This window comes from Pontibacter sp. 13R65 (assembly GCF_047525655.1).
Taxonomy (GTDB): Bacteria; Bacteroidota; Bacteroidia; order Cytophagales; family Hymenobacteraceae; genus Pontibacter.
Map to the genome: position 1 here is coordinate 1 of NZ_JBLIQL010000030.1, position 21,546 is coordinate 21,546.

Consider the following 21,546-nt stretch of genomic DNA (forward strand, 5'->3'; position numbering starts at 1 on the left):
TCTATGATAAAGTGCATAAGGCTAAGGAGTTAGGTGAAACATCGGACAATATTTCTACCTAATCCTTAGCCTTTTTTGTTGCGCAAATGCCTGTCTTAAACCAAATTAATTCCCGAGTTCACGTTTTTTTAAGAAAAAGTTGAGCACCTTAGGAAGTGAAATTAATCTACTGAGAAAGACCATTTCAAAGATGTAAGAACTAACGATCGCTTGTGTGGACTTTTAACTCGTAGAATAACGGAACCCTGCTTGCAGCACCTGAGTTAATTTTTAAGAACACAAACATTTATTTATAGCTCTTAATAGTCTGTTTTTGCCATTTCAAGTTAGATGCTACTATCAGGACACCTCAGGATACGCTTTTGATTTATATTTCATAATATTATTGTTAAATTAAAGTTTTGGTTGTAAAATTAACCATAGCGTATTTTATATATAAATAAAACACAAAAAGAGTCTGCTACGTAAGCAATAACTAATAAACAGACGAACAGGTACTACAGATTTTACTTAAATATTGATTTAAATTTAAATAAAATATTCCAGACTCTTAGGGGTAGTGTTTAGCACCTGCAAACGCGCCTAAAGTTGCCTGAGTACAATTTCTAGAGCACATGGCAAAACTGATCATTGTATCAAACAGACTTCCTGTAAAGCTGCAGGAAAAAGAAGGAAAGATGACCTATAAACCCAGCGAGGGCGGTTTAGCAACCGGGTTAGGCTCTATCTACAAAAAAGACGACAACCTCTGGATTGGTTGGCCGGGCATGGTGGTGGAAAACCCTGAGAAGCAGCAGCAGATTGCGGTGGAGCTTCATGATGAGAACATGCACCCCGTTTTTTTAACTGAAACCGAAATAAAGGAGTTCTACGAAGGGTTTAGCAACGAAACACTGTGGCCTACTTTCCATTACTTCAGTCAGTATGCGGTCTACGACCAGCAGCTTTGGGAGACCTATGTGGCCGTAAATCAAAAGTACTGCGATGTGATCCTGGAAATGGCTGAGCCGGAAGATACCATATGGATACACGATTACCAGTTGTTGTTATTGGCCTCCATGCTGCGCGAAAGGTTGCCGGATGCTACCATTGGTTTTTTCCTGCACATACCTTTCCCTTCGTACGAAGTGTTTCGTTTGTTGCCATGGCGTAAAGAAATCCTGGACGGCATGGTAGGAGCAGACCTTGTGGGGTTTCACACATACGACGACATGCGCCACTTCCTAAGTTCGGTTAACCGTATTCTGGGGCATGGGAGCATGCACGGCTGGATAAACATGGGAGCCCGTTCGCTGCTGGTAGATTCGTTCCCGATGGGAATTGACTACGATAAGTATGCTGAGATTGCCAACTCTGAGGAAGTGAAAAAGCGGGAGAAAGTATACCGCAACAACCTCAGCGACCAGAAAATAGTACTCTCAATAGACCGCCTCGACTATTCTAAAGGTATACCGCAACGGCTGCGTGCTTTTGAGCTGTTTTTAGAGCAGTATCCGGAGTTTCACGAAAAGGTAACGCTGGTTATGCTGGTAGTGCCTTCCAGAGATGCTGTAGAGAAATACAAGGAACTGAAAGAGGAGGTGGATGAGTTGGTAGGCCGCATCAACGGTCGCTACAGCCGCATTACCTGGAACCCGATTCAATATTTCTACCGCTCGTACCCAATTGAGACACTATCTGCATTTTACCGTATGGCCGATGTGGCGCTGGTTACACCTATGCGCGATGGCATGAACCTGGTCTGCAAAGAATATGTAGCCAGCAAGCACGAAGATCCGGGAGTACTTATATTGAGCGAAATGGCAGGTGCTTCTAAAGAATTATCTGAAGCCATACTAATAAATCCAAATGATATTAACCAGGTAGTTTCTTCTATGCACAAGGCACTGACCATGCCGGAAGAAGACCAGAAAGCTTGCATGAGCCGCATGCAGGAATCCCTGAAACGATATAACATTCATCATTGGGTAAGTATTTACATGGACCGTTTGTCTTATGTAAAGATCAAACAGATGTCTATGGCCACCAGCTACCTGGATGAGGCCACGTTCCAGGAAATGAGCGATGCTTACCAGAACGCCAGCACCCGTCTCTTCTTCCTGGAGTATGATGGCGCCCTGATGGATTATCAGGCAGATCCTTCCAGCATGAAGCCGGATGCAGAGTTGTTTCAGTTGTTGAGCAGCCTGAGCGCCAGCCAGAAAAACAGGGTTGTAATTGTAAGCTCCCGTGATAAAGATCATATGCAGGAGTGGCTAGGTGAGCTGAACCTGGATATTATTGCGGAGCACGGTGTTTGGATTAAGGAACGCGACAAAGGTTGGAGAACCATGATGAGTTTGCTGGATACCTGGAAATCTGATATCCGCCTTATACTGGACATGTATGTAGACCGTACGCCAGGCTCGTTTATAGAAGAAAAGGATTATTCACTTGTTTGGCACTATCGCCGGGTAGAAACTGGTTTAGGTGACCTCCGGGCTCGTGAGTTAGTAAACCACCTAAACTTCCTGGCTGATAACAGCAACCTGCAGGTGCTGGATGGACAAATGGCCGTTGAAATAAAAGCACAGGAGGTGAACAAAGGCAGAGCAACTGCTCATTGGCTGAACATGTATTCTCCTGAGTTTATAATGGCTGTAGGCGACGATTGGGGTGATGAAGACATCTTTAAGGCCATGCCACGCGAAGCGTATACTGTAAAAATAGGCAACTCAGCCTCTGTGGCAAAGTACCACTTAGATACCAGCGAACAAGCAAGGAGATTGCTCCGACGACTGGTACAGCTTCAGAAAATACAGCAGAAGCATGTTATTTAATGTAGGTTAAGCAACCACAAAAAAGAGCCGGTACCTTTCATGAAAGGTACCGGCTCTTTTTTGTGTAGTGAACAACTTAGAAAAGTTTGCCGTTGCTCTGTGCTTCTGGTTTGGCCGATTTCTGAGGCTGCTCACAGTTTTCTTCATTAAACACTTGGTCTATGGCGAGTTCTGCACTGCGGAGCTTCTCTTTACATAACTTAATAAGCTGAGAGGAGCGTTGTACTTTCAGCGTTAGTTCATCTACATCTACCGAGTCGTTTTCTATTGCCCGCAGTATCTCCTCCAGCTCCTTGGTGGCCTCGCGGTAGGTCATGTTGTTTATTTCCTTATTCATCGTCTTTATCTACATTTACAATCATGCTGTGCACAATGCCATCCTTCAATTTGGTTTCTACAACGTCGCCTTGTTTTAGCTGTCCTGCACTTTTAATTATTTTTCCGTTCAGCAAAGTTAAAGTATAACCTTTTAAGAGCAATTTTTCCGGGTCATTTGCCTTAATGCTCAGGTCCAGCAGGTGCAACCTGTGATGCTGCGTTTGCAGCTTTTGCCTTGTCAGGTACTTCAGTTGCTCCGACTTACCTCCAAACTTGATTTCTACCTGCTTCAGACCGGCTTTAGCCTCTGTTTCTAGGCAGTGGACCAGGGTGTTAAGTTCGTGCTCTTTCATGTGCAGGTAGCGCTGGCTTTTGCCTTCTACGCACATTGTAAGGTGGCTCATGTTTTTTTCCTGCTTGTGCAGCTGTTCTTTGGTGGTGGCTCTTATATCGCGCTCTTGGTTATTTGTGCGATGCTTTTGCGCTTCCAGGTAATTTTTCTGCTTAATCAGCAAGCCTTTAGAAAGTTGTTCCAGCCGCGCGTTAGCCTCCTGCAAAAAATCGTTTGTATTGTGCGAGAGTTTAAGACTTTGGCGCTCCAGCTTTTCGTTTGCTATCTTTAGCAGCTGTGCCGAAAACATCCTGATGCTGTCCATCAGGCTCTCTGCCTCTTCCTCGGAGGCACGTAAGCGCTCTACCAGGAAATTAGCTACGGCAGTAGGTGTTTTGAGCCTAGTATGTGCCACCAGGTCTGCAATGCTCTCATCTCGCTCATGGCCTATGCCAGTGAGTACAGGTAGGGGAGAGCGGCCTATCGCAGCCGCAATAGCATAGTCGTCGAAGCAACTGAGATCAGTTTGCGAACCTCCTCCACGGATAATAATGCAGGCATCGAACTGGTGCTGGTACTGGGTTATTAATTGCATAGCCCGCGCTACTGAGGCCGGAGCCTCGTTGCCTTGCACCAAAGCCGGAAAAAGCGTGGTGGCAAATTTATAGCCAAAAGGGTTGTGCTGTAGCTGGTGAATAAAATCTTGGTAGCCGGCTGCCGTGGCAGAGGAGACAACCGCCAAGCGCTGTGGCACCTGCGAAAGCACATGCTCCCGGTTAGCAGCCAGCAAGCCTTCTGCTTCAAGCTTTTTGATAGTTTCCTGCCGTTGCCGTGCCAGGTCGCCAATTGTATAATTAGGGTCTATGTTTTGTATATCGAGGCTCAAGCCATAGAGCTCATGAAACCTTACCTTGGCCTGAAGAAGGATTTTTAATCCGGCCTTTAAGGGGTGCCCTGTTTTTTCTTGAAAATACCTTCCCAGCATCTGGTAGCGAGCACTCCAAATGGTGGCCCGAGCCTGCGCCAGCATCTGTCCGCGAGGGTTATCTCCTTTGTCGGCCAGGGTAAGGTAGCAGTGGCCTTTGCTACGGTCTGCGTTTACCTGGGCAATTTCGGCCACTACCCAATAGCTGTCCGGGAAAGACAGTTCCAGCTCTTCCCGAATCTGCTGGTGCAGTTCGAAAAGCGTTAGCGGGGACTGAAAATCCTCAAAAGGGTTGAGGGGCTGCATCGAAAATGGCTGGGCCATGCGGTAACTAGCTAGGTAGCATTAAAAAAGGTGAATATTGTAAAAGAGCAGCTGCGTTAAGAGCTGCTCTTTTACAAAGTTAAGATTTTGCATTTTGCAGACAAGTGGAAATGTAAGGCAACTGCAACAGCTTTTATAAAAGTTCTTTAAGCAGGTAAAGCAATGGAGGCTTTCTACAGTGCACCTGTCTCCACAGTGCGGCCTCAGGAGTAAAATGCTTCGTATACTTTTTCTCTGATGAGGGCTGCCATCTGGCTTAGTTCTGTTGTATTAATTGCTTGTTTGCTCATAAGCAGGAGAGGAACCGGCTGCCCATTGCGTTCATAGGGTGGCTGCTGGTAGTTAAAATGAGCATGAAGAGTGAACCCTGCTCTTTGGTAGAACTGGATTCTTTTCTGTGCCAGATTAGTAGTAGGCTTTTCAACCTCCAGCAATACTTGTTTATCGTAAGCAAGCTGCAGAAGCCATTGCAGAATATGCTGGCCCACGCCTTGCCCCCTGAGCTGTGGTTTTACTGCCAGGTGCTCCAGAAAAAGGTTATTATCTAATTCCCAATAAATCAGAAAGCCAGCCAAAACATTCTGTTGCACTACTGCCTGCAGGTGCATAAGAGGCTCCTGCAGCAGGTTAATTAATTGCTCAAACCTTCTGCGCTCTTCCACGGGAAAGGCCGCCTCATACAGCGTTTGAATGGCAGGTAAAAACCTGCTGCTGCTTTCTCGGACAAGGACAAAACGTAGATCAGAGGCAGGCATCGGAATAGAGACTAATGTAATAGTTTATTAAAAGAAGCGGATTGTCTGCTACTCTTCCGGATCATCCTGTCGGATGCCTAATCTAACCGATCGCTTTTTCCAGTTTTCTCGGGCCCATTTTTGTAAGTCGGCTACATCGTCCATTTCATCCATTATCTCCATTCCAAGTAGCGTTTCTATAATATCTTCCATGGTAATAATTCCTGCTGTGCCTCCGTACTCATCTATTACCAGCGCTACGTGCTCCTTTTGCTCCATCAGCCGGTTAAATAAGGTTGGTATGGGCATATAGGCAGGCACAATCTGGATTTCGCGCTTTATTCTCTTTAGGGGCAGATTACCCTGGTTCTGGATCAGTTTATGTAAAATTTCGTCTTTCAATACAAAGCCGGTAATATGGTCCAGGTTATCAGTGTACACCGGAATGCGAGAATACCGCAGGCTAGTGGTTTGCTTGAAAAACTCATTCAGCGTCATGTCTTCGGGGGCTCCTTTTATGACGGTGCGCGGAGTCATGATGTGGTGCACGAGTATGTTGTTAAAACGCAGCAGATTTCGAATAATTTGCGACTCGCTATCTTTAAAAATGCCTTCTTTTATGCCTAGTTCTGCCATAGCCGTAAAGTCGGCCCTACTAAGTACACTGCGATCTTTGTCTTTTTTAAGTCGTTTGGTAATAAACTGCGACAAAATAATGATAGGGTAAAGCGGCGAATAAATCATGACTTTAAGCGCACGTACTGTAAAAGGAGTAAGCTGCTTCCAATAATTTGCTCCAAGCGTCTTAGGAATGATTTCCGAAAAGATAAGGATAATGATAGTGAGTACACCTGAAATAACCGACAGGTATTCTTCGCCCCAGATAACCTGCGCCTGGGCACCTACACCGGCCGCTCCAATGGTATGGGCAAAGGTGTTCAAGGTGAGTATGGCTGCCAGGGGTTTATCTACATTATCCTTGAAATCTTGCAGGGCTTTACCTAGCGCAGGATTCTGGCTTGTTGTAATGCTCACATGCGAGGGTGTAATACTCAGCAACACCGCCTCAAGTATGGAGCATAAAAAAGAAAAAAACAACGCGACAAGTAAATAGGTGATTAATAATCCCATTCTTAATTTTTAGTGAACGCTATGATGATGTACAATATATAACTTAAATTTTCTTTATAAAGCAATTTAATAATGCATGACCAGTTAAATCCGGATTTTTATAATGAAAAAGACCTTCCGGAGGCAAAAAACGCTACTACTTTACTAGGCTTGCTTTTACGTGAAAATAAATATCTAGTATTGCGCCAGCACGTACATGCAAGGTAAAGTTTTTTTTACGTGCAGGAAGTATCCGCATAAGGTGTGAAGAATATGAAGTTAATAGAATGCCCAAGGGATGCGATGCAGGGGCTGCCGCAGTTTATTCCTACTCAAACAAAAGTTGCCTATCTTAACGCCCTGCTACAGGTAGGGTTCGATACCATAGATTTCGGTAGTTTTGTGTCGCCAAAGGCTATTCCGCAGATGCGCGATACGGCAGAGGTGCTGGCACAACTGCAAAGAAAGGGCTCTACCTCTAAATTACTAGCGATAGTAGCCAACTTACGGGGAGCCACAGAGGCTGCTGCGTACCAACAGATAGATTGCCTTGGTTTTCCATTGTCGGTGTCGGAAACGTTTCAGCAGCGAAATACGAACAAAAGCATTGCGGAGGCTTTGCAGGATGTAGCCCAGATGCAGGAGCTATGCCAGCAAAAAGGCAAAACCTTGGTTGTGTATATCTCTATGGGCTTTGGCAATCCTTACAACGACCCCTGGAGTGCTGAAACTGTTACCGAATTTGTGGAGCAATTGCACCACTTGCAGGTTAGTACCATTTCGCTTTCCGACACTATTGGCGTTGCCGATCCAGAGAATATCACCAGGCTTTTCAGTAGTTTAATTCCTGCCTTTCCGGGTATAGAGTTTGGAGCACACTTGCACACGGCACCACACAACTGGCAGGAAAAAGTAGTGGCCGCTTATGCTGCCGGTTGCCGAAGATTTGATGGGGCCTTGCGTGGTTTTGGAGGTTGCCCTATGGCCAAAGACGAACTGGTAGGGAACATGCCTACTGAAAATTTAGTAACCTACTTTGAGAATATTGGTTTAAATTTGGGCTTGAACAAGCAGGCGTTTGATGAGGCCATGGCCCAATCTGGCGTTATTTTCTTATAACTATGGCAAGAAGAAGAGTAGTAGTAGATATATTTATTCCGTGCTTTGTAGACCAGCTTTATCCCGAAACTGGTATGAACATGGTAAAGGTGCTGGAAAGCCTTGGTTGTGATGTACACTATAACGCGGGGCAAACTTGTTGTGGGCAACCTGCCTTTAATGCAGGCTTTTTCGATGAGGCACGGGAAGTAGCCAATAAGTTTCTGGACGATTTTTCGAGTGATATATCAGAGTACATAGTAGCACCTTCTGCCTCATGTGTAGGCATGGTCCGAAATGCCTATCAGGATATTTTTGTAAAATCGTCGAAGTTGGTGAAGTATCGTTCCATGCAGAAAAAAGTGTATGAGTTCACTGAGTTTCTAACTGACGTAATGGGTGTTACTTCGTTTCCGGATGCCTCCTTATTGGGCAGAGCCACCTACCACGACTCCTGCAGCGCCTTACGCGAGTGCGGCATTAAAGCAGGGCCAAGAGCCTTGCTACAAAGTGTGCGGGGGCTGGAATTGGTAGAAATGGAAGATAACGAAACCTGCTGCGGCTTTGGCGGTACCTTTGCCGTAAAATTCGAGTCTATTTCGGTAGCCATGGCCGAGCAGAAAGTAGAGAATGCTCTGGCTACCGGAGCCGACTACATTCTCTCGACCGACACCAGCTGCCTGATGCACCTGGAGGCTTATATCCAGAAACAGAAAAAGAACATCAAAACCATGCACATTGCCGACGTACTGGCCAGTGGCTGGTAGGGGAGGAGCTCTTTAAAATAAGAAGGCCCGGTGCTAGTTGTAGCACCGGGCCTTCTTTATAATGGGACATTTAGTTACCGCCAAAGTAGTAGCTAAGGCCGAGGTTTATGTATTGGGGAGAAAAACTTATACCGCCGTTATTACCCATATCTTTCCGAACGTAAGATATGCCTTCATTTGTTGTTTTATTTTCTTTCCTGCTGCTTCTGTTGTAATAAATTCCACCTAAACCAGCGTTAACACTAAATTTACTACTTGCAAAGTATCTAACTCCAGCACTTAGATCTACTGTAAGCCAATTACTTTTGGGACCTTCAGAAGAATTTTCATATTCTTCTCCTCGCGAAGTTGTATACTCGAGAGTAGTTCTGGCAGAAGAAAATGCGTAAATTAAATTAGAAGTAGCAGTTAAAGCCAAACGTTCTGTTAAGAAGAAATATTTGCGTACGAAAGGCCCAACAGCATAATTGTTTGTAATAGTCTTGCCTAAGCTATTATAACTATTAAATATTAAACTAGTATCTTGACGTTCAAAATGATTGATAGATCTATACTGGGAGGCAGTGCCTGTTATACCTACTTCAATATTATCCATAATAAAATATCCTACACTAGAACTGATTTGCAGATTTTTGGAAATATATTTTGATTTTTGGTAATAAACTTCTGTTTCACTTGTTTCCTTTAATCTGTCCTCTTTATAATTGCCGCTTCCTGATATACTCATTGTGCCGGCTGATGTTTGCGCTAAGACTCCTGCGGTGCTTACGAGTAAAAGCGATATAGATAGAATGAGTCTTTTCATGCATCTTCCGGTTACCGTGTTATGAAATAATTTATACCAAGAGTGAGGCTGTTTAGACTTACATCAGCAATAATATTCTGATTTACAACTCTGCCTTCTCCTTTTTTAGGAATATCACGCTTATAGCCTAATTGCCCGAGGGTAGCAGTTATACCTAATTTTTCAGTAACGAAATAAGTAATGCCTGGATAGAGGAACACACCTAAACTGGTTGACTTATTTTTTTCTAAATTTTTATCAGATGGTCTTTCTACCCAGTTAGAATTGAAATCTGCAGAGATGCTGCCAGTACCATGTGCCATTAATTTATCTGATAAAACAAAATACTTCCGTACATAAGGTGCAAAACCAAAGGACCTATTGTGGTATACGTGTTCCGCTCCGCCATTCATATCGTTGCTTTTTGAGAAGTAGATTAGTGTGCTTAACCCAACTTCAAGTCCTTCTTGAATAAAATATCCGAAAGAGGGACGTATCCTGATACCTGTTGATTTTGACGTAAAACCTCCAGGAAAATCTATGTCTTCGATTTTGTTAGAGGAAAAGCTTCCTCCAATACTTCCAGAAATGACCATATTCCCCTGTTCTGTTTGGGCATAGGCCATAGTGGTCCCGGTTGCTGCCAGGAGCAGCATTATCCATAATTTTTTCATGAGATATGTTTATTGGTATGCAGGATAGTTTACAAGAATAATGCCTGTTTGTATAACTTAAATCCTGAAATAGCTAAGTAAAATATAATTATTTAATTTGCCAATTCATGGGGTTAAATTGCATTTTGCTCTCCTGCAGCATGTTAAGGCGGGGAAGCAGATTAGTAACTGGATTAAATTTAAGTTAAAACATTAAATATTTAATATTTTTAATAATTAGAAATATTTTTCGATCAATGCAGATTAATACATTGGAGATATTTACACCCGAAGCTGAACCGAAAACTACGTAGAGCAATGGGAATAAAAACTGGTTTTACGAACATCCGTTACTTTTTTGCTTTAAGTTTTCGCCAAATTTTAGGAGTCGCGTATATGCTCTTAACAGTGAAGCAGACGCACTTATAAAGGGGCTAACTTTTGGTTGGTTGAGTTCAGCTCCCGGAGTGTACAATAGGTTGATAGGTGTGGATGAGTAAGTCTGCTAAAACTGCATAATGTTGAACTCATGAGAAAGCAGCCTTTTGTTGGGTGCTAAAGGTTGTCTGGATCATGTGCAGATAAGGGAGCTGGCAAATGAGAATTAGCTTGCAGATGCCGATAGCTGGCTCCCTTATCTTTATCTATCATTTCCTCCCTTTTATTTCTTCTCCTTCACTAAACAATTAGGTGTAACCGTAACCATATGTGTACGCGCCAGGTTATTTGCTTCTGGAAGGGCATTTTTATTCAAAGAATTGCTTCGCCGGGTGCAGGTTGTCTTTTCAGGCTTAGGATCGTAAAGCCTTATTCTGCCTTCCAAAATGAATGAGTAAAAGTACGCTACCAAGATATAAACAACCATTTTTTAAAGTAAAGTGGTAGTCAGGACGCCATTTTTTTTAATCTACGTATATGCGGTGCAGTTATCAATCCCAATTTATGTGCAATGCTATGCCAGGTTCTTTTACTTTTAAGATGGTGCTCCTCACTGGTTTGGTGCTGGCATTAGCAACGCAGGCAAGGGCGCAGGAGGAGCGTCCGGAATTAAAAACCGACAGGCCAGACCAAACAGAGTCATCGGCAATTGTGCCGCTGCATACAGTACAGCTCGAAACAGGCTTTTTCTTTCAGAAAGACACGGAAGAAGGCCAGGAGCTAAAATCGCATGCTTACCCTACTGCGCTTCTGCGGGTAGGAGTGCTGAAGGAGGTGGAACTGCTGTTTTTAGCTGCTTACCGCGACTCTGTAATTACAACCGTAGAGCGCAGAAAGCTGCAGGGAATGGGGCCGCTAAGTATAGGAGCCAAAGCTAAGCTCTGGGAAGAGAAAGGATGGCGGCCAGAGGCGGCTCTCCTGTTCAGGATGTTGTTGCCAACGGGCAACAGGCAGTTCAGACCATCAGGCCCGGAACCGCACGTAAGGCTTAATTTTTCGCATGGGATTACTGATAAAATTGACTTTGCGTACAACCTGGTGCATGGCTGGTCGGAGGGAAATTCGGTGCCGGGTTACACTGCCTCAGTTAGTTATGAAATAGCAGAAAGGTTAACCGTTTTTGCAGAAGTGTTTGGTAGCAAAGAAAAAGGCGAGAGAGCCGGGCACCAGGCAGATGGCGGAATTTTGTTTCTGCTAAGCCCGAATATGCAGCTAGATGCTTCTTTTGGTACAAGGCTAAACAGCGCGGCCCCAGACTATTTTATAACCTCGGGCTTTTCTGTACGGTTACCTTATTAAGTGCCTGAGAAAATTAAGGAGAGTATGCTTACAAACAAACGGCCAGTTCAGAAATCGCTTCGGGAATATGGGCAGGGCATAATAGGGGGCCTTCTGTTCAGTTTCCCGGTATTGTTTACCATGGAGGTTTGGTGGACTGGTTTTTCAGCTACGCCGCTACAACTGCTCTTGCTTATGTTGGCTACTTACCTGCTCTTGCTGGGGTATAACCGGTTTGCGGGCATGCGTGCCGGTACCACCTGGCGAAGCATTTTTATAGATTCTGTAGAAGAAATGGGTATAGGCATTATTCTCTCTTTCCTGGTCATGCTTGTATTGAACCGGGTTAGGCTGGATGGTATGACGCTAGACGAAATAATGGGTAAAACAATAATAGAGGCCATGGCGGTTTCTATAGGTGTTTCGGTTGGCACTGCGCAGCTTGGCGTAGCAAATGGCGAGGACGAGAGTCGGGAGCTGGATGAGCAGGGTTCATGGTGGTCGATGCGAATTAGTTTGCTGGTTCTGGGTTTGTGCGGAGCTATTATAGTGGGAGGTAACGTAGCGCCGACCGAGGAAGTCGTTGTTCTCGCCATTGAGTCTGCTCCTTTCCATATTCTGCTAATGGCCCTTTTATCATTGATTATCAGTTTAATTGCCGTTTATTACAGCGCCCTAAACGGACCTGATAAAGGTAACAGCCGGCAACGAAACTTTAATGTTGCCTTCGATACCTGCTTAAGTTACCTGGTTGCACTGGCAGCATCGGCTATGTGCCTCTGGTTCTTCGGTCGGTTTCAGAATGTAAGCTTTTTCGTGGCTTTTTCCCAGGTAATCGTGCTGGGAGTAATTTCAACATTAGGCGCATCGGCTGGCAGGATGTTAATCAGGTAATTTTATATGAATAAAAGTAAACGAGAAGACGACGACGATAAAAATGTGCTGGAGTGGGGGGTGTTTGGTTTTAGCTTGCTGCTAATAAGTGCAGTAGTAATTTACCTCGGCTACAAGGCCTATATGGCCGAAGACAATCCAAAGCCTGAACTGGAGGTATTTTACCAGCACGACCCGTCGGAGAAGGAGCCTTACCGGTACCATATAACAGTAGAGAACAAAGGCAAAGAAACAGCCGAAGAGGTAACCATTCAGGTGTGGACCGAAACAGGAGGAAAAGAAGTAGAATCAGCAGAACTGCAATTGCCTTTTGCTCCAAAGGAGTCGATGAGAGAAGGCTGGGTTTTGTTTAAGGATAATCCAGCTAATGCCGACACCATATATGTGCGAGTAAAGAGTTACAAGAAACCCTGATATATATGGCTGAAAAGCGGCTGGAGCTGAAATGTAGCCATATTATTTTCACTGACATTATTTTTTGTTTTACTGATACCACGGAATAACATGACGAAGCGAAAACACGTGAAAAAACATGATCCTCAGAAAGAAGCACCCATTCCCAAAGGACGCCTGCTCGCCATTGGAGGGTCTGAAGATAAAGGTCGCGCTGAACTGAAGGAGGAGCAAAATAAAAATATTGGCTTCATTACGGAAGAAATTCTAAAACACTTTGTAAAGGAGCTGCGGGGCGAAAACCCAATGGTGGCTATTGTTCCCACAGCCTCTACCTTGCCCGAAGAACTTGCTAAAGAATACAAGGAAGTACTTCGTGATCTGGGCGTAAACAATATGGAAGTAATTGATGTCAGGAGCAGGGCTGATGCCCGCAGCGAAGAGTATTGCGAAATTTTGGAGCGTGCTGCCGGTATACTTTTTACAGGTGGCGACCAATTGCGCTTGACATCTATTTTAGGCGGAACTCCTGTGCTGGAGCTCATGAAAGAACGCTACACCTACGAAGATATTATTATTGCAGGCACCAGTGCGGGAGCCACTGCCATGTCTACACCTATGATCTACGAAGGCGAAACACAGGGAGGTTATATTAAAGGCGATGTCCGAATCACAACAGGCCTCGAATTTTTAAAAAATGTAGCCATCGACACACATTTTATTGCCAGAGGCCGGATTGTGCGTATGTCGCAGGCAATTTGTACAAACCCGGGTTGCATTGGTATCGGCCTGGAAGAAGATACAGCCATACTTGTTACCGAAGGCAAAGAAATGGAAGTGCTGGGAAGCGGACTGGTTACGATAGTAGATGGCATGGGCATTAGCCATACCAATATCTACGAAATCAAAACAGGAGAACCTTTTACAGTGCGCGATATGAAAGTACACCTTTTATCGCGCGGAGAAAAGTACACCCTGCCTATATACGACCAGCTTCATATATAGATTTATGCTCTGATCTTTTAGTATAATAGGTGGTCAGTCTGAGGATACACGGTGTGTGGCAGCTCTACATGTATCCTCAACTTTTATTTCATTCCACCACTTGCCACACCTGCCCTAAGCACCATAACCCTGGCAGCGTTTATTCCTAAAATACCTCCGGAAGGCCATTTTCATTAGAATAATTTTCGGAAGTGGCTAATTATTAAAGAGCAAGTTAAACCTATAGTTTTCTTTTGCTCCGCAGGCTATTCTTAAAGCTTGGTTTCAGGCTTTTTCAGAAACACCTGCTCTTGTGCGGCGAGCCACTGTACTGCAATAATGGTTTTGGCATCTGCCCATTTCTGTTTCAGAAGCTCCTCCATGGGCAGTTCCACCGTTTTTATCTGCTCCTGCTCTTCATCAAGGCCACCTCCTTCAGACTTCTTTTTGCTAACTTCAGCATAAAACAAAAATACTTTTTCGGTACAGGCACCCGGCGAAGAGAAAAAGTCCCAAACATGCTTGAGGTGGTCTACCGCATAACCCGTTTCTTCTTCTATTTCTTTCCGGATTGTTTTTTCGGGATCGTTATCTTCTACCACGCCGGCTACAGTTTCAAGCAGCTCCATGCCGGCACTGTAGCGGTACTGCTTTACAAAAATGTAGGAGTCTTTGTCGGTGTTATACACAATGGCCGCCGCTGCATGGCCACTCTCAAACTGCTCCCGCTCAAATGTCTCCCCATCCTGCTCCAGCGTCAGTTTCCGAAATGTGTAAAAGCCTTCGTATATGGTTTTTGTGTCTTTTATTTTCATAGCCTTGTTTGCAAAATTGTGTTGTAAAAGGTACGGTAAAGTTTATTTGCGAGGTTATCCCTCAATCTAAATTATTCAAATGAAAAGGGTCTCCCAGAGGCTTTTTCAAGATACTAGGCAAAAGGTAAAGAGGGCTACCCTCGGCAGCTGCTGTTCAAACTGGTGGGATAGTTGATTATTAGCAAAGTTGTGTAATGCCACCTGGTGTAGTGTGCGCTTTAAGGCTGCTTTCAAGAAGGAGTTTATCCTAAAAATTAAACCACGAATTAAAGCCTGCTATTTACTTTCTCGTACAATCAAAAAACACTTTTCGCTATGGTAAAACCTGCTTTCGTTTCTAAACTTCAGGGAATATACTGGACAGTAACAGGCGTTTGGCCGCTGGTGCATATGCCGAGTTTTATTTGGGTCTCGGGGCCAAAAGAAGATTTGTGGCTGGTTCGCACCGTTGGTTTGTTATTAACTGTAATAGGCGCTGTTTTATTAGCAGCAGGGCTGCACAGGCGGGTAACTGCCGAAATTAAATGGTTAGGAGTGGGCGGTGCAGCCAGTATGGCATTCATCGATTTTTACTATGCGCTAAACGACGTCATCTGGAATATTTACATGCTGGATGGAGTAGCAGAGCTTTTCCTGATTGCGCTTTGGGTCTCAGCCAAGAAAGTGCAGAATACGGAAAGCACGAGCCTGTAAATTGTGCAAGATGCAATATAAATCACCAATGATACAGCCCTGCAACTCTCAGCTGATTCAGGAGCTGCAGAGTTGTTGTTTTAAAATGTTAATCAGGCTTCGAGTGTAGCAGTTACAAACCAAAAGTCGTATCCGCATTACTTGTTACTTGCATCCCTTGCCAATTCACCAGACCTGCCACTTATGATATTGCTAGTGGGAGGTTAAATATTGTAATATATAAATAAAAGGACTCGTTTATGAATTGTTAACTTGTTTCGTAAGTTATTTAATATTAATATTTTAATAATTTATGAACAAGTGTTCTTGTTGGGGCGTACAAGGTATTATTTTAAGAAATGTTCTTTTGCCTTACACTAACAAAATAAAACTACACTATGGCAGACTTAGATGTACAACCTAAAAAGGGCCGACCAGGATGGCTCTGGATTGTTTTAGCATTAATCGGAATTGCCCTCCTGTTCTTCCTTTTAAGAGGTTGCAATGACAATGACAATGTAAATACCACAGATCCTGCAAATACAACCGACACCACTGCCGCCACGACCACCTCTACCAGGACACGCGATTGGAATGCAATTGATTTTAACGCTCCCACTGCTACCTACTCCGAAGTTTCTGACAAGGACATAGAAGTGCGTGGCAATGAGGAGTATGCCATTTACAGTCTGGACGAAGCACTTCTTTTTGATACCGGAAAGAGCGAAATTAAAAGCAGTGCAGAAGCTAAGCTGAAGCAAATTTCGGCTTCTGTTTCGCAGCGCTACAAAGATGGGGAAGTGCGGGTATACGGCCACACCGATACTCAGGGTAGTGCAGACACAAACCAGGAACTCGCCGAAAAGCGTGCTGAATCTGTAAAAAATTGGCTAACCAATAACACCGACTTGTCTGACGACAACATATCTGTGCACCCGGTTGGTGAATCTCAGCCAGTAGCTTCTAACGAAACGGCAGCTGGTCGCCAGCAAAATCGCCGGGTAGAGATTGTGGCCATAAAAAACAATTAAACCACTGCATACAGCAAAACCAATTGACCTTAATTACCAGAAGAAGAGCTTCTTCTTAAAAACTTGAGCTATGAACGAAAACGAAAATTTAAGAAACAGCAGCCAGCTAATTGAGTTAGGCGGCAGCGATTACGAAATTGCAGAAGGTCAGCCAGACATTAGGGGCTGGAAAGTTAAAAATGCACAGGACCAAACCATAGGCGAAGTAGATGAGCTTATTTTTGATCCTACCGCCTTGAAGGTGCGCTACCTGGTACTTGACCTGGAAGGAAACGTGCTGGACCTGGAGCCTCGGAACGTACTGGTACCTATTGGTGTGGCAGAGCTGCACGAATCAGACGACGTGCTGTACCTCAACAATGTGACAGCAGACCATTTAACCGCCTTGCCAGTTTATAGCAGCGACAACCTTAACAGCAACACAGAATCGGAAGTTCGAAGAGTTTTCGGCGGAATAGGAGCCGCAGGAGTTGCCGGAGCCGCAGCTGCTTCCGGAACCACTCAACACTCAGACTACGATAGCGATGTGTATAACGAAGATAACCTGTACCGCCGACGCATGGCTTCAAGACCACCGGCTACGGAAGCTCCTGCCACAGGCACTGATTCTGAGACCATTCCTATTATAGAAGAAAATCTGGAAGTTGGCAAAAGAACCATCGAAACAGGCGGAGCCCGTATTCGTGCCAAAGTTCTAGAGCGTCCCGTAGAAGAGGACATTAACCTGCGTGAAGAAAATGTGTACGTGGAGCGTAACCCGGTAAACCGGCCAGCTTCTGAAGCGGATCTGCAAAATTTTAAGGAAGGCGAAATCGAGATTACTGAGCATGCAGAGGTGCCGGTAGTATCAAAAGAGGCTAACGTTGTAGAGGAGGTAACTATCCGGAAAGAGGTAGAGGAGCATGATACTATTATCAGAGACACCGTGCATAAAACCGATGTGGAAGTAGACGAGATCAGACCCGGCGAAACCCGCACAGGAACCACACTTGAAGATGATGACTACCTAGATGATGATGCCAGCAGAAGAAACAGGCGCACAAATCCCGATACAGAAGACCCGGTTATTTAGTAAGCAATATACTTTTTAAAGATAGAAATCAGGTGCCCCAGTAAGAGGAGCGCTTGAAACTTAGCAGAACGGTAGCAGATGATCTAATCTGCTACCGTTTTTTTATAAGCTAAAATTAGCCAGTGTCATGTGGCAGGTTGTAACCCTTGACCTATAATACCTTAAAATGCCTCTGCAAGGCCTTTTTTATTAGAAGAATTGATGATAATCAGATTGAGGATTTTTCTTTCATACACAAGGAAGAGCACCGTCAGCAAAAGCTAGAGGTGGTGTTGTATAACAATGAGTGTCTGTCGTATATGGGGAACTATAAGGTAGAAGGAGGCCATTTATGGAGGGTTTTTTAAAAAAATGGGTAAGAAGACAAAAAAGTAAACCTGTTTCCCGTAAGTCATGGAAGTACTAAGGCCACTATGCATGTCAGAAAAACTACCTTTCAAGAAAAGACACTACCCTCTGGTGGAGGGCTTGTTTAATGAAACACAGCAAGACCTACCCGAAAGCGGCATGCGCAGACGCGCCATTGCCATGGGCTTTCTGGAGAAATTCATGCACCTGCCACAGCAGCCCTGCATGACCAGCAGTGCCGATGGCGCACTGGAAGCGATTCTGTTCACTATTCCGGCCTATGTGTTTGAAGGTGCCGATAATCCGCTCTGGAAAGCGTATAAAGACCTGTTTCTCAAGTTGCCTACTTACACGCAACTGCACCTGATGGTACACGAGCAAGTCGCCGAGAACTTGGCCCGTTGGCTGAAGGATAATAAGCTAGAGGAGCGGGCGCATTTGCACCTGGTGCCGGACCGATACCAGATGTTTATTTGGGCAGAAGATGCTTACGAGGTTATAACCGATAATCAAAACGGCAAGCGGTTTCTGGTACAGCCGCATTCCAACCGGCGCGGCGCCGACAGTTTTGTGAGTTACCTTACCGCTCAGGCCCTTGAGCTGGAGCGGGTAACCATTCCAGTGTATTTTGAGGGTGGTAATATTCTCACAGGAGATGATTTTTTCCTGATGGGAGCAGATTACGGTATAGACTCTATGCTGGACCTGCACGGGGTGTTGCCGTTAGAAAACGGAGTTTCAGCTACTGAAACCGTGGGCAGGCTTTTTATTAAGTACTTCGATAAAGAGCGCAAGCTTATTTTTGTAGGCTCCACCTTATATGTGCCTGGAGAGGAAAACAGGAAGTTTAGAAAAAATGGCATCGAATGGACAGAGACCTTTCATACTAAAAACCAGGAAGGCACAGTCCAGCCGCTTTTTCACATCGATATGTTTATTACGCTGGCTGGCCGCAACAGGCAGGGCAAGTACCAGCTTGTGGTGGGAGATACCCGTATGGCGGCAGAGCTGCTGGGGGAGGAGCTAATACACTACAGTGCACCTGATGTGTTTGATGATATTGCCAGTTACCTGCAAAAGCAGGGCTTCGAGGTGTTCCGCAACCCGCTTCCGGTTACTTATGTAGACGATGAAGAACAAAAGGCGCGCAAATGGTTTTTTGCCACTGCCAACAATGCTTTAGTAGAAATTAAGAGCCAGGATGAGAAAACAATTTGGTTGCCTTCCTATGGGCACGGCAGCTGGCCGGAGTTAAAAAAGACAGATAAGGCAAATAAATAACTCTGGGAAGAGCTGGGATTTAAGGTGGTGATGCTGGAGGACTTTAATCCGTTTGCCGAAAATTCCGGTTCGGTGCACTGCATCAAGAAATACCTCCGGCGAGGAATTTAATTGCTGGTTGTTGATGGTCAAGCATGTAAGAACATAGCAACCATCAACAACCAGCAATCAATTTTACGCCTCTGGCTTCAGGCGAACCACTAATCCGTCCAATGCCGGGCCTATTCGCAGCTGGCACGACAGGCGGCTGGTTTCGGTAGCATGTGGAAGCGACTCCAGCATAAAAGCCTCATCGTCGCTTGGCTCAGGCAGCTCGCCACTTTCCAGCACCTCTACATGGCAGGTGGCGCAGATGGCCATGCCTCCGCAAATGGCAGGAATGTCGTATTCGCTAGCCTTCAAAATTTCCATCACAGACAGCCCCATGTCAGTAGGGGCCTCAACAGGAACACGCTCTCCGTTTTCCTGTTCAACATATATCGTTATGGCGTCTTCCATTATATTTCCTGTATTCCGTTTACAGTCGTGTACTTCAGAACATACTTCTTACCTGGGTTAATAATGTTGTAGGCGCTCTGAGCCATAAGTGCAGCTTCGTGAAAGCCGCAAAGAATCAGCTTGAGCTTGCCAGGGTAAGTATTAATGTCACCTATGGCGTACACTCCCGGAATATTGGTAGAATAGTCTACAGTGTTTACTACAATGGCATTTTTATCGAGGTCCAGTCCCCAGTTTTCCAGTGGTCCAAGCTTTGGCACCAGGCCGAACAGCGGAATAAGGTAATCGGTTTCCAGGTTGTACTGCTCCTCGTTGTCTACTGAAATAGAAACAGCGTTCAGTTTGCCATTTCCTTGGACCGTTGTAACATTAGACTTGAGCAGGAGTTTTATTTTGCCTTCTTCGGCCAGTGACATTACTTTTTCGGCCGATTCCGGTGCTCCTCTAAAGGTAGTGCCACGGTGAACCAGTGTGAGCTCTTCTGCCAGGCCAGCCAGATAAATGGTCCAGTCAAGGGCAGAGTCGCCGCCACCTGCTATTACTAGTTTCTTACTTCTGAAAAGCTCCGGATCGCGCACCATATAAGTTACGCCCTTGCCTTCAAAATGCTCCAGGTTATCGATAGCAGGTTTGCGAGGTTCAAAAGACCCCAGGCCACCTGCAATAACCACTACCTTGCAGGCAATTTGAGTGCCCTCAGAGGTAACTACTATAAAAGAGCCATCTTCCTGCTTCTGCAGCTCCTCCACACGCTCACCGAGCGTAAAAGTAGGGTGGAAGGGAGCAATCTGTTTTTCAAGGTTTTTTACAAGATCACCGGCTAGTACTTCCGGAAATCCCGGAATATCATAGATCGGCTTTTTAGGGTAAATTTCAGAGAGTTGTCCGCCAACTGCAGGCAGGGCATCTACCACGTGGCAGCGCATTTTAAGCAGTCCGGCTTCGAATACGGCAAATAAGCCTACTGGGCCTGCGCCTACTATGCATATATCAGTTTGTATCATTATAAATTGCTAATTCTCGGTTTTCAGGAATAAAAAAATCCCTGCATTATTGTTTACAAAATAACCACTTCCAGATAATATTTGCTAATTACTATCCTTTATAGGTCATAACTTTTAGTTATAGCTCACTTTGTTTTACAACCACAAAACAAGCCATTGCAAACTTTGTTTTGCTTTGTCTGATTTTGTTAGTTGTTGCAACATAGATGCTGATATCAAAACTGTTGCTGACTCAGTTTTGTTCCCAAACCAATTGCTGAAGTCGTTGGGCATTAAAAGCGGCAAATCCGTATTGGTCGTTATCGAAATAAATAAACACTTCGAGCCCCTGTTGATGCCAGTTCCTACAGTTGCCAGCCCACCAGCGCAAGGTGTCGTCGGAGTAGCTGCCGGCATATTTGCCTTCTGGCCCATGCAGCCTTACATATACAAAATCTGTGGTCACCTCCATCGGCGACATGTGCCACTCTAGCTCATAAATACAGAAGGCAGCCCCATGTTGCCGGAGCAACTCCAGCACGCCAGGACTGTACCAGCTGTGGTGCCTAAACTCAAATGTATAGCGGTAATGCGGAGGGAGTGCCGCCAGAAAGCCAGCCAGTCGGTCTTCGTTCACGCTCCAGCCGGGAGGTAACTGAAAAAGGATCGGCCCCAGTTTTTCTTCCAAGGCATTCACATTCTCAAAAAAGCGGGCAATACTCTCCTGTGGGTCCTTTAGCTTTTTCATGTGGGTGATAAAGCGACTGCCCTTAACCGAGAATAAAAACTCAGGTGGGACAGAAGCGCGCCAGGTGGCAAACGTTTCAGCCGATGGGAGCTTATAAAATGAATTGTTGATTTCAACAGTCTGAAAGTGGCGTATATAGTGACTGGTGAAGTCCTTTGATTTTACTCCATCGGGGTAGAAGTTGCCCATCCAGTGTTTATAATGCCAGCCGGAAGTGCCAATGTGTATTTTCCGATCCATCAGTCATT

The 21,546-nt window shown here is 44.9% G+C and carries 21 protein-coding genes; 11 read left to right on the forward strand and 10 right to left on the reverse strand.

The window, feature by feature from the left end; all coding sequences use genetic code 11:
* The first annotated feature begins 614 nt into the window (after positions 1 to 614).
* Positions 615 to 2,819 (forward strand): bifunctional alpha,alpha-trehalose-phosphate synthase (UDP-forming)/trehalose-phosphatase, encoded by a 2,205-nt coding sequence (locus ACMA1I_RS21365; protein ID WP_337070517.1) that lies wholly within the window; start codon positions 615 to 617, stop codon positions 2,817 to 2,819.
* A 76-nt stretch (positions 2,820 to 2,895) separates the two neighbouring features.
* Here the strand turns inward: ACMA1I_RS21365 and xseB are convergent, their stop codons facing one another.
* From xseB to ACMA1I_RS21385, 4 genes are all read right to left on the reverse strand, one after another.
* Positions 2,896 to 3,156 (reverse strand): exodeoxyribonuclease VII small subunit, encoded by a 261-nt coding sequence (xseB, locus tag ACMA1I_RS21370; protein ID WP_337070518.1) that lies wholly within the window; start codon positions 3,154 to 3,156, stop codon positions 2,896 to 2,898.
* Positions 3,149 to 4,717 carry an exodeoxyribonuclease VII large subunit gene (gene xseA, locus ACMA1I_RS21375; protein ID WP_337070519.1) on the reverse strand — a complete coding sequence of 523 codons (1,569 nt, stop codon included), beginning with the start codon at positions 4,715 to 4,717 and terminating at the stop codon, positions 3,149 to 3,151. The genes xseB and xseA overlap by 8 nt, the downstream gene beginning before the upstream one ends.
* 203 nt (positions 4,718 to 4,920) lie before the next feature.
* Entirely contained in the window at positions 4,921 to 5,472 is a 552-nt protein-coding gene (locus tag ACMA1I_RS21380; protein ID WP_337070520.1) for a GNAT family N-acetyltransferase, read from the reverse strand.
* A 48-nt stretch (positions 5,473 to 5,520) separates the two neighbouring features.
* Positions 5,521 to 6,582: a CNNM domain-containing protein gene (locus tag ACMA1I_RS21385; protein ID WP_337070521.1), complete on the reverse strand. Its 1,062-nt coding sequence runs from the start codon at positions 6,580 to 6,582 to the stop codon at positions 5,521 to 5,523.
* A gap of 252 nt (positions 6,583 to 6,834) precedes the next feature.
* Here ACMA1I_RS21385 and ACMA1I_RS21390 point away from each other — a divergent pair, with 252 nt between their 5' ends.
* Complete coding sequence (locus tag ACMA1I_RS21390) at positions 6,835 to 7,680, forward strand: hydroxymethylglutaryl-CoA lyase (RefSeq protein WP_337070522.1); 846 nt, start codon at positions 6,835 to 6,837, stop codon at positions 7,678 to 7,680.
* 2 nt (positions 7,681 to 7,682) lie between these two features.
* Entirely contained in the window at positions 7,683 to 8,426 is a 744-nt protein-coding gene (locus ACMA1I_RS21395) for a (Fe-S)-binding protein (RefSeq protein WP_337070523.1), read from the forward strand.
* Between the two features lie 70 nt (positions 8,427 to 8,496).
* On the opposite strand, the gene ACMA1I_RS21400 is transcribed toward ACMA1I_RS21395, so the two are convergent.
* A complete protein-coding gene (locus ACMA1I_RS21400; RefSeq protein ID WP_337070524.1) occupies positions 8,497 to 9,231 on the reverse strand; it encodes a hypothetical protein in 735 nt (244 codons plus the stop codon).
* 11 nt (positions 9,232 to 9,242) lie between these two features.
* A complete protein-coding gene (locus ACMA1I_RS21405) occupies positions 9,243 to 9,884 on the reverse strand; it encodes an outer membrane beta-barrel protein (RefSeq protein ID WP_337070525.1) in 642 nt (213 codons plus the stop codon).
* 933 nt (positions 9,885 to 10,817) lie between these two features.
* Between ACMA1I_RS21405 and ACMA1I_RS21410 the strand changes: the two genes are divergently transcribed.
* The 4 genes from ACMA1I_RS21410 to ACMA1I_RS21425 all read left to right on the forward strand — a co-directional run bounded on the left by ACMA1I_RS21410 (position 10,818) and on the right by ACMA1I_RS21425 (position 13,871).
* The gene (locus tag ACMA1I_RS21410) at positions 10,818 to 11,600 is read left to right on the forward strand and encodes a transporter (protein WP_337070526.1); all 783 of its coding nucleotides are present in this window, start codon (positions 10,818 to 10,820) and stop codon (positions 11,598 to 11,600) included.
* A 24-nt stretch (positions 11,601 to 11,624) separates the two neighbouring features.
* Positions 11,625 to 12,473, forward strand: a complete 849-nt coding sequence (locus ACMA1I_RS21415; protein ID WP_337070527.1) for a TIGR02587 family membrane protein — start codon at positions 11,625 to 11,627, stop codon at positions 12,471 to 12,473.
* 6 nt (positions 12,474 to 12,479) lie between these two features.
* On the forward strand, positions 12,480 to 12,887 hold the full coding sequence (locus tag ACMA1I_RS21420; protein ID WP_337070528.1) for a hypothetical protein: 408 nt from the start codon (positions 12,480 to 12,482) through the stop codon (positions 12,885 to 12,887).
* 90 nt (positions 12,888 to 12,977) lie between these two features.
* Entirely contained in the window at positions 12,978 to 13,871 is an 894-nt protein-coding gene (locus tag ACMA1I_RS21425) for a cyanophycinase (RefSeq protein ID WP_337070529.1), read from the forward strand.
* A 251-nt stretch (positions 13,872 to 14,122) separates the two neighbouring features.
* Here the strand turns inward: ACMA1I_RS21425 and ACMA1I_RS21430 are convergent, their stop codons facing one another.
* Entirely contained in the window at positions 14,123 to 14,665 is a 543-nt protein-coding gene (locus tag ACMA1I_RS21430) for an NUDIX hydrolase (protein WP_337070530.1), read from the reverse strand.
* Positions 14,666 to 14,980: 315 nt separating this feature from the next.
* Here ACMA1I_RS21430 and ACMA1I_RS21435 point away from each other — a divergent pair, with 315 nt between their 5' ends.
* The 4 genes from ACMA1I_RS21435 (at position 14,981) to ACMA1I_RS21450 (ending at position 19,069) form a co-directional block, all read left to right on the forward strand.
* The gene (locus ACMA1I_RS21435; RefSeq protein WP_337070531.1) at positions 14,981 to 15,358 is read left to right on the forward strand and encodes a hypothetical protein; all 378 of its coding nucleotides are present in this window, start codon (positions 14,981 to 14,983) and stop codon (positions 15,356 to 15,358) included.
* A gap of 377 nt (positions 15,359 to 15,735) precedes the next feature.
* A complete protein-coding gene (locus ACMA1I_RS21440) occupies positions 15,736 to 16,368 on the forward strand; it encodes an OmpA family protein (RefSeq protein WP_337070532.1) in 633 nt (210 codons plus the stop codon).
* Positions 16,369 to 16,438: 70 nt separating this feature from the next.
* Positions 16,439 to 17,440, forward strand: coding sequence for a PRC and DUF2382 domain-containing protein (locus tag ACMA1I_RS21445; protein ID WP_337070533.1), 1,002 nt, complete (start codon positions 16,439 to 16,441; stop codon positions 17,438 to 17,440).
* A gap of 417 nt (positions 17,441 to 17,857) precedes the next feature.
* Positions 17,858 to 19,069: a hypothetical protein gene (locus tag ACMA1I_RS21450; protein ID WP_337070534.1), complete on the forward strand. Its 1,212-nt coding sequence runs from the start codon at positions 17,858 to 17,860 to the stop codon at positions 19,067 to 19,069.
* A gap of 174 nt (positions 19,070 to 19,243) precedes the next feature.
* On the opposite strand, the gene ACMA1I_RS21455 is transcribed toward ACMA1I_RS21450, so the two are convergent.
* The 3 genes from ACMA1I_RS21455 to ACMA1I_RS21465 form a co-directional block, all read right to left on the reverse strand.
* A complete protein-coding gene (locus ACMA1I_RS21455) occupies positions 19,244 to 19,567 on the reverse strand; it encodes a 2Fe-2S iron-sulfur cluster-binding protein (RefSeq protein ID WP_337070535.1) in 324 nt (107 codons plus the stop codon).
* The gene (locus ACMA1I_RS21460) at positions 19,567 to 20,571 is read right to left on the reverse strand and encodes an NAD(P)/FAD-dependent oxidoreductase (protein WP_337070536.1); all 1,005 of its coding nucleotides are present in this window, start codon (positions 20,569 to 20,571) and stop codon (positions 19,567 to 19,569) included. Before ACMA1I_RS21460 ends, ACMA1I_RS21455 begins: the two co-directional genes overlap by 1 nt.
* A 232-nt stretch (positions 20,572 to 20,803) precedes the next feature.
* Entirely contained in the window at positions 20,804 to 21,538 is a 735-nt protein-coding gene (locus tag ACMA1I_RS21465; protein WP_337070537.1) for a DUF72 domain-containing protein, read from the reverse strand.
* Between the last annotated feature and the right edge of the window lie 8 nt (positions 21,539 to 21,546).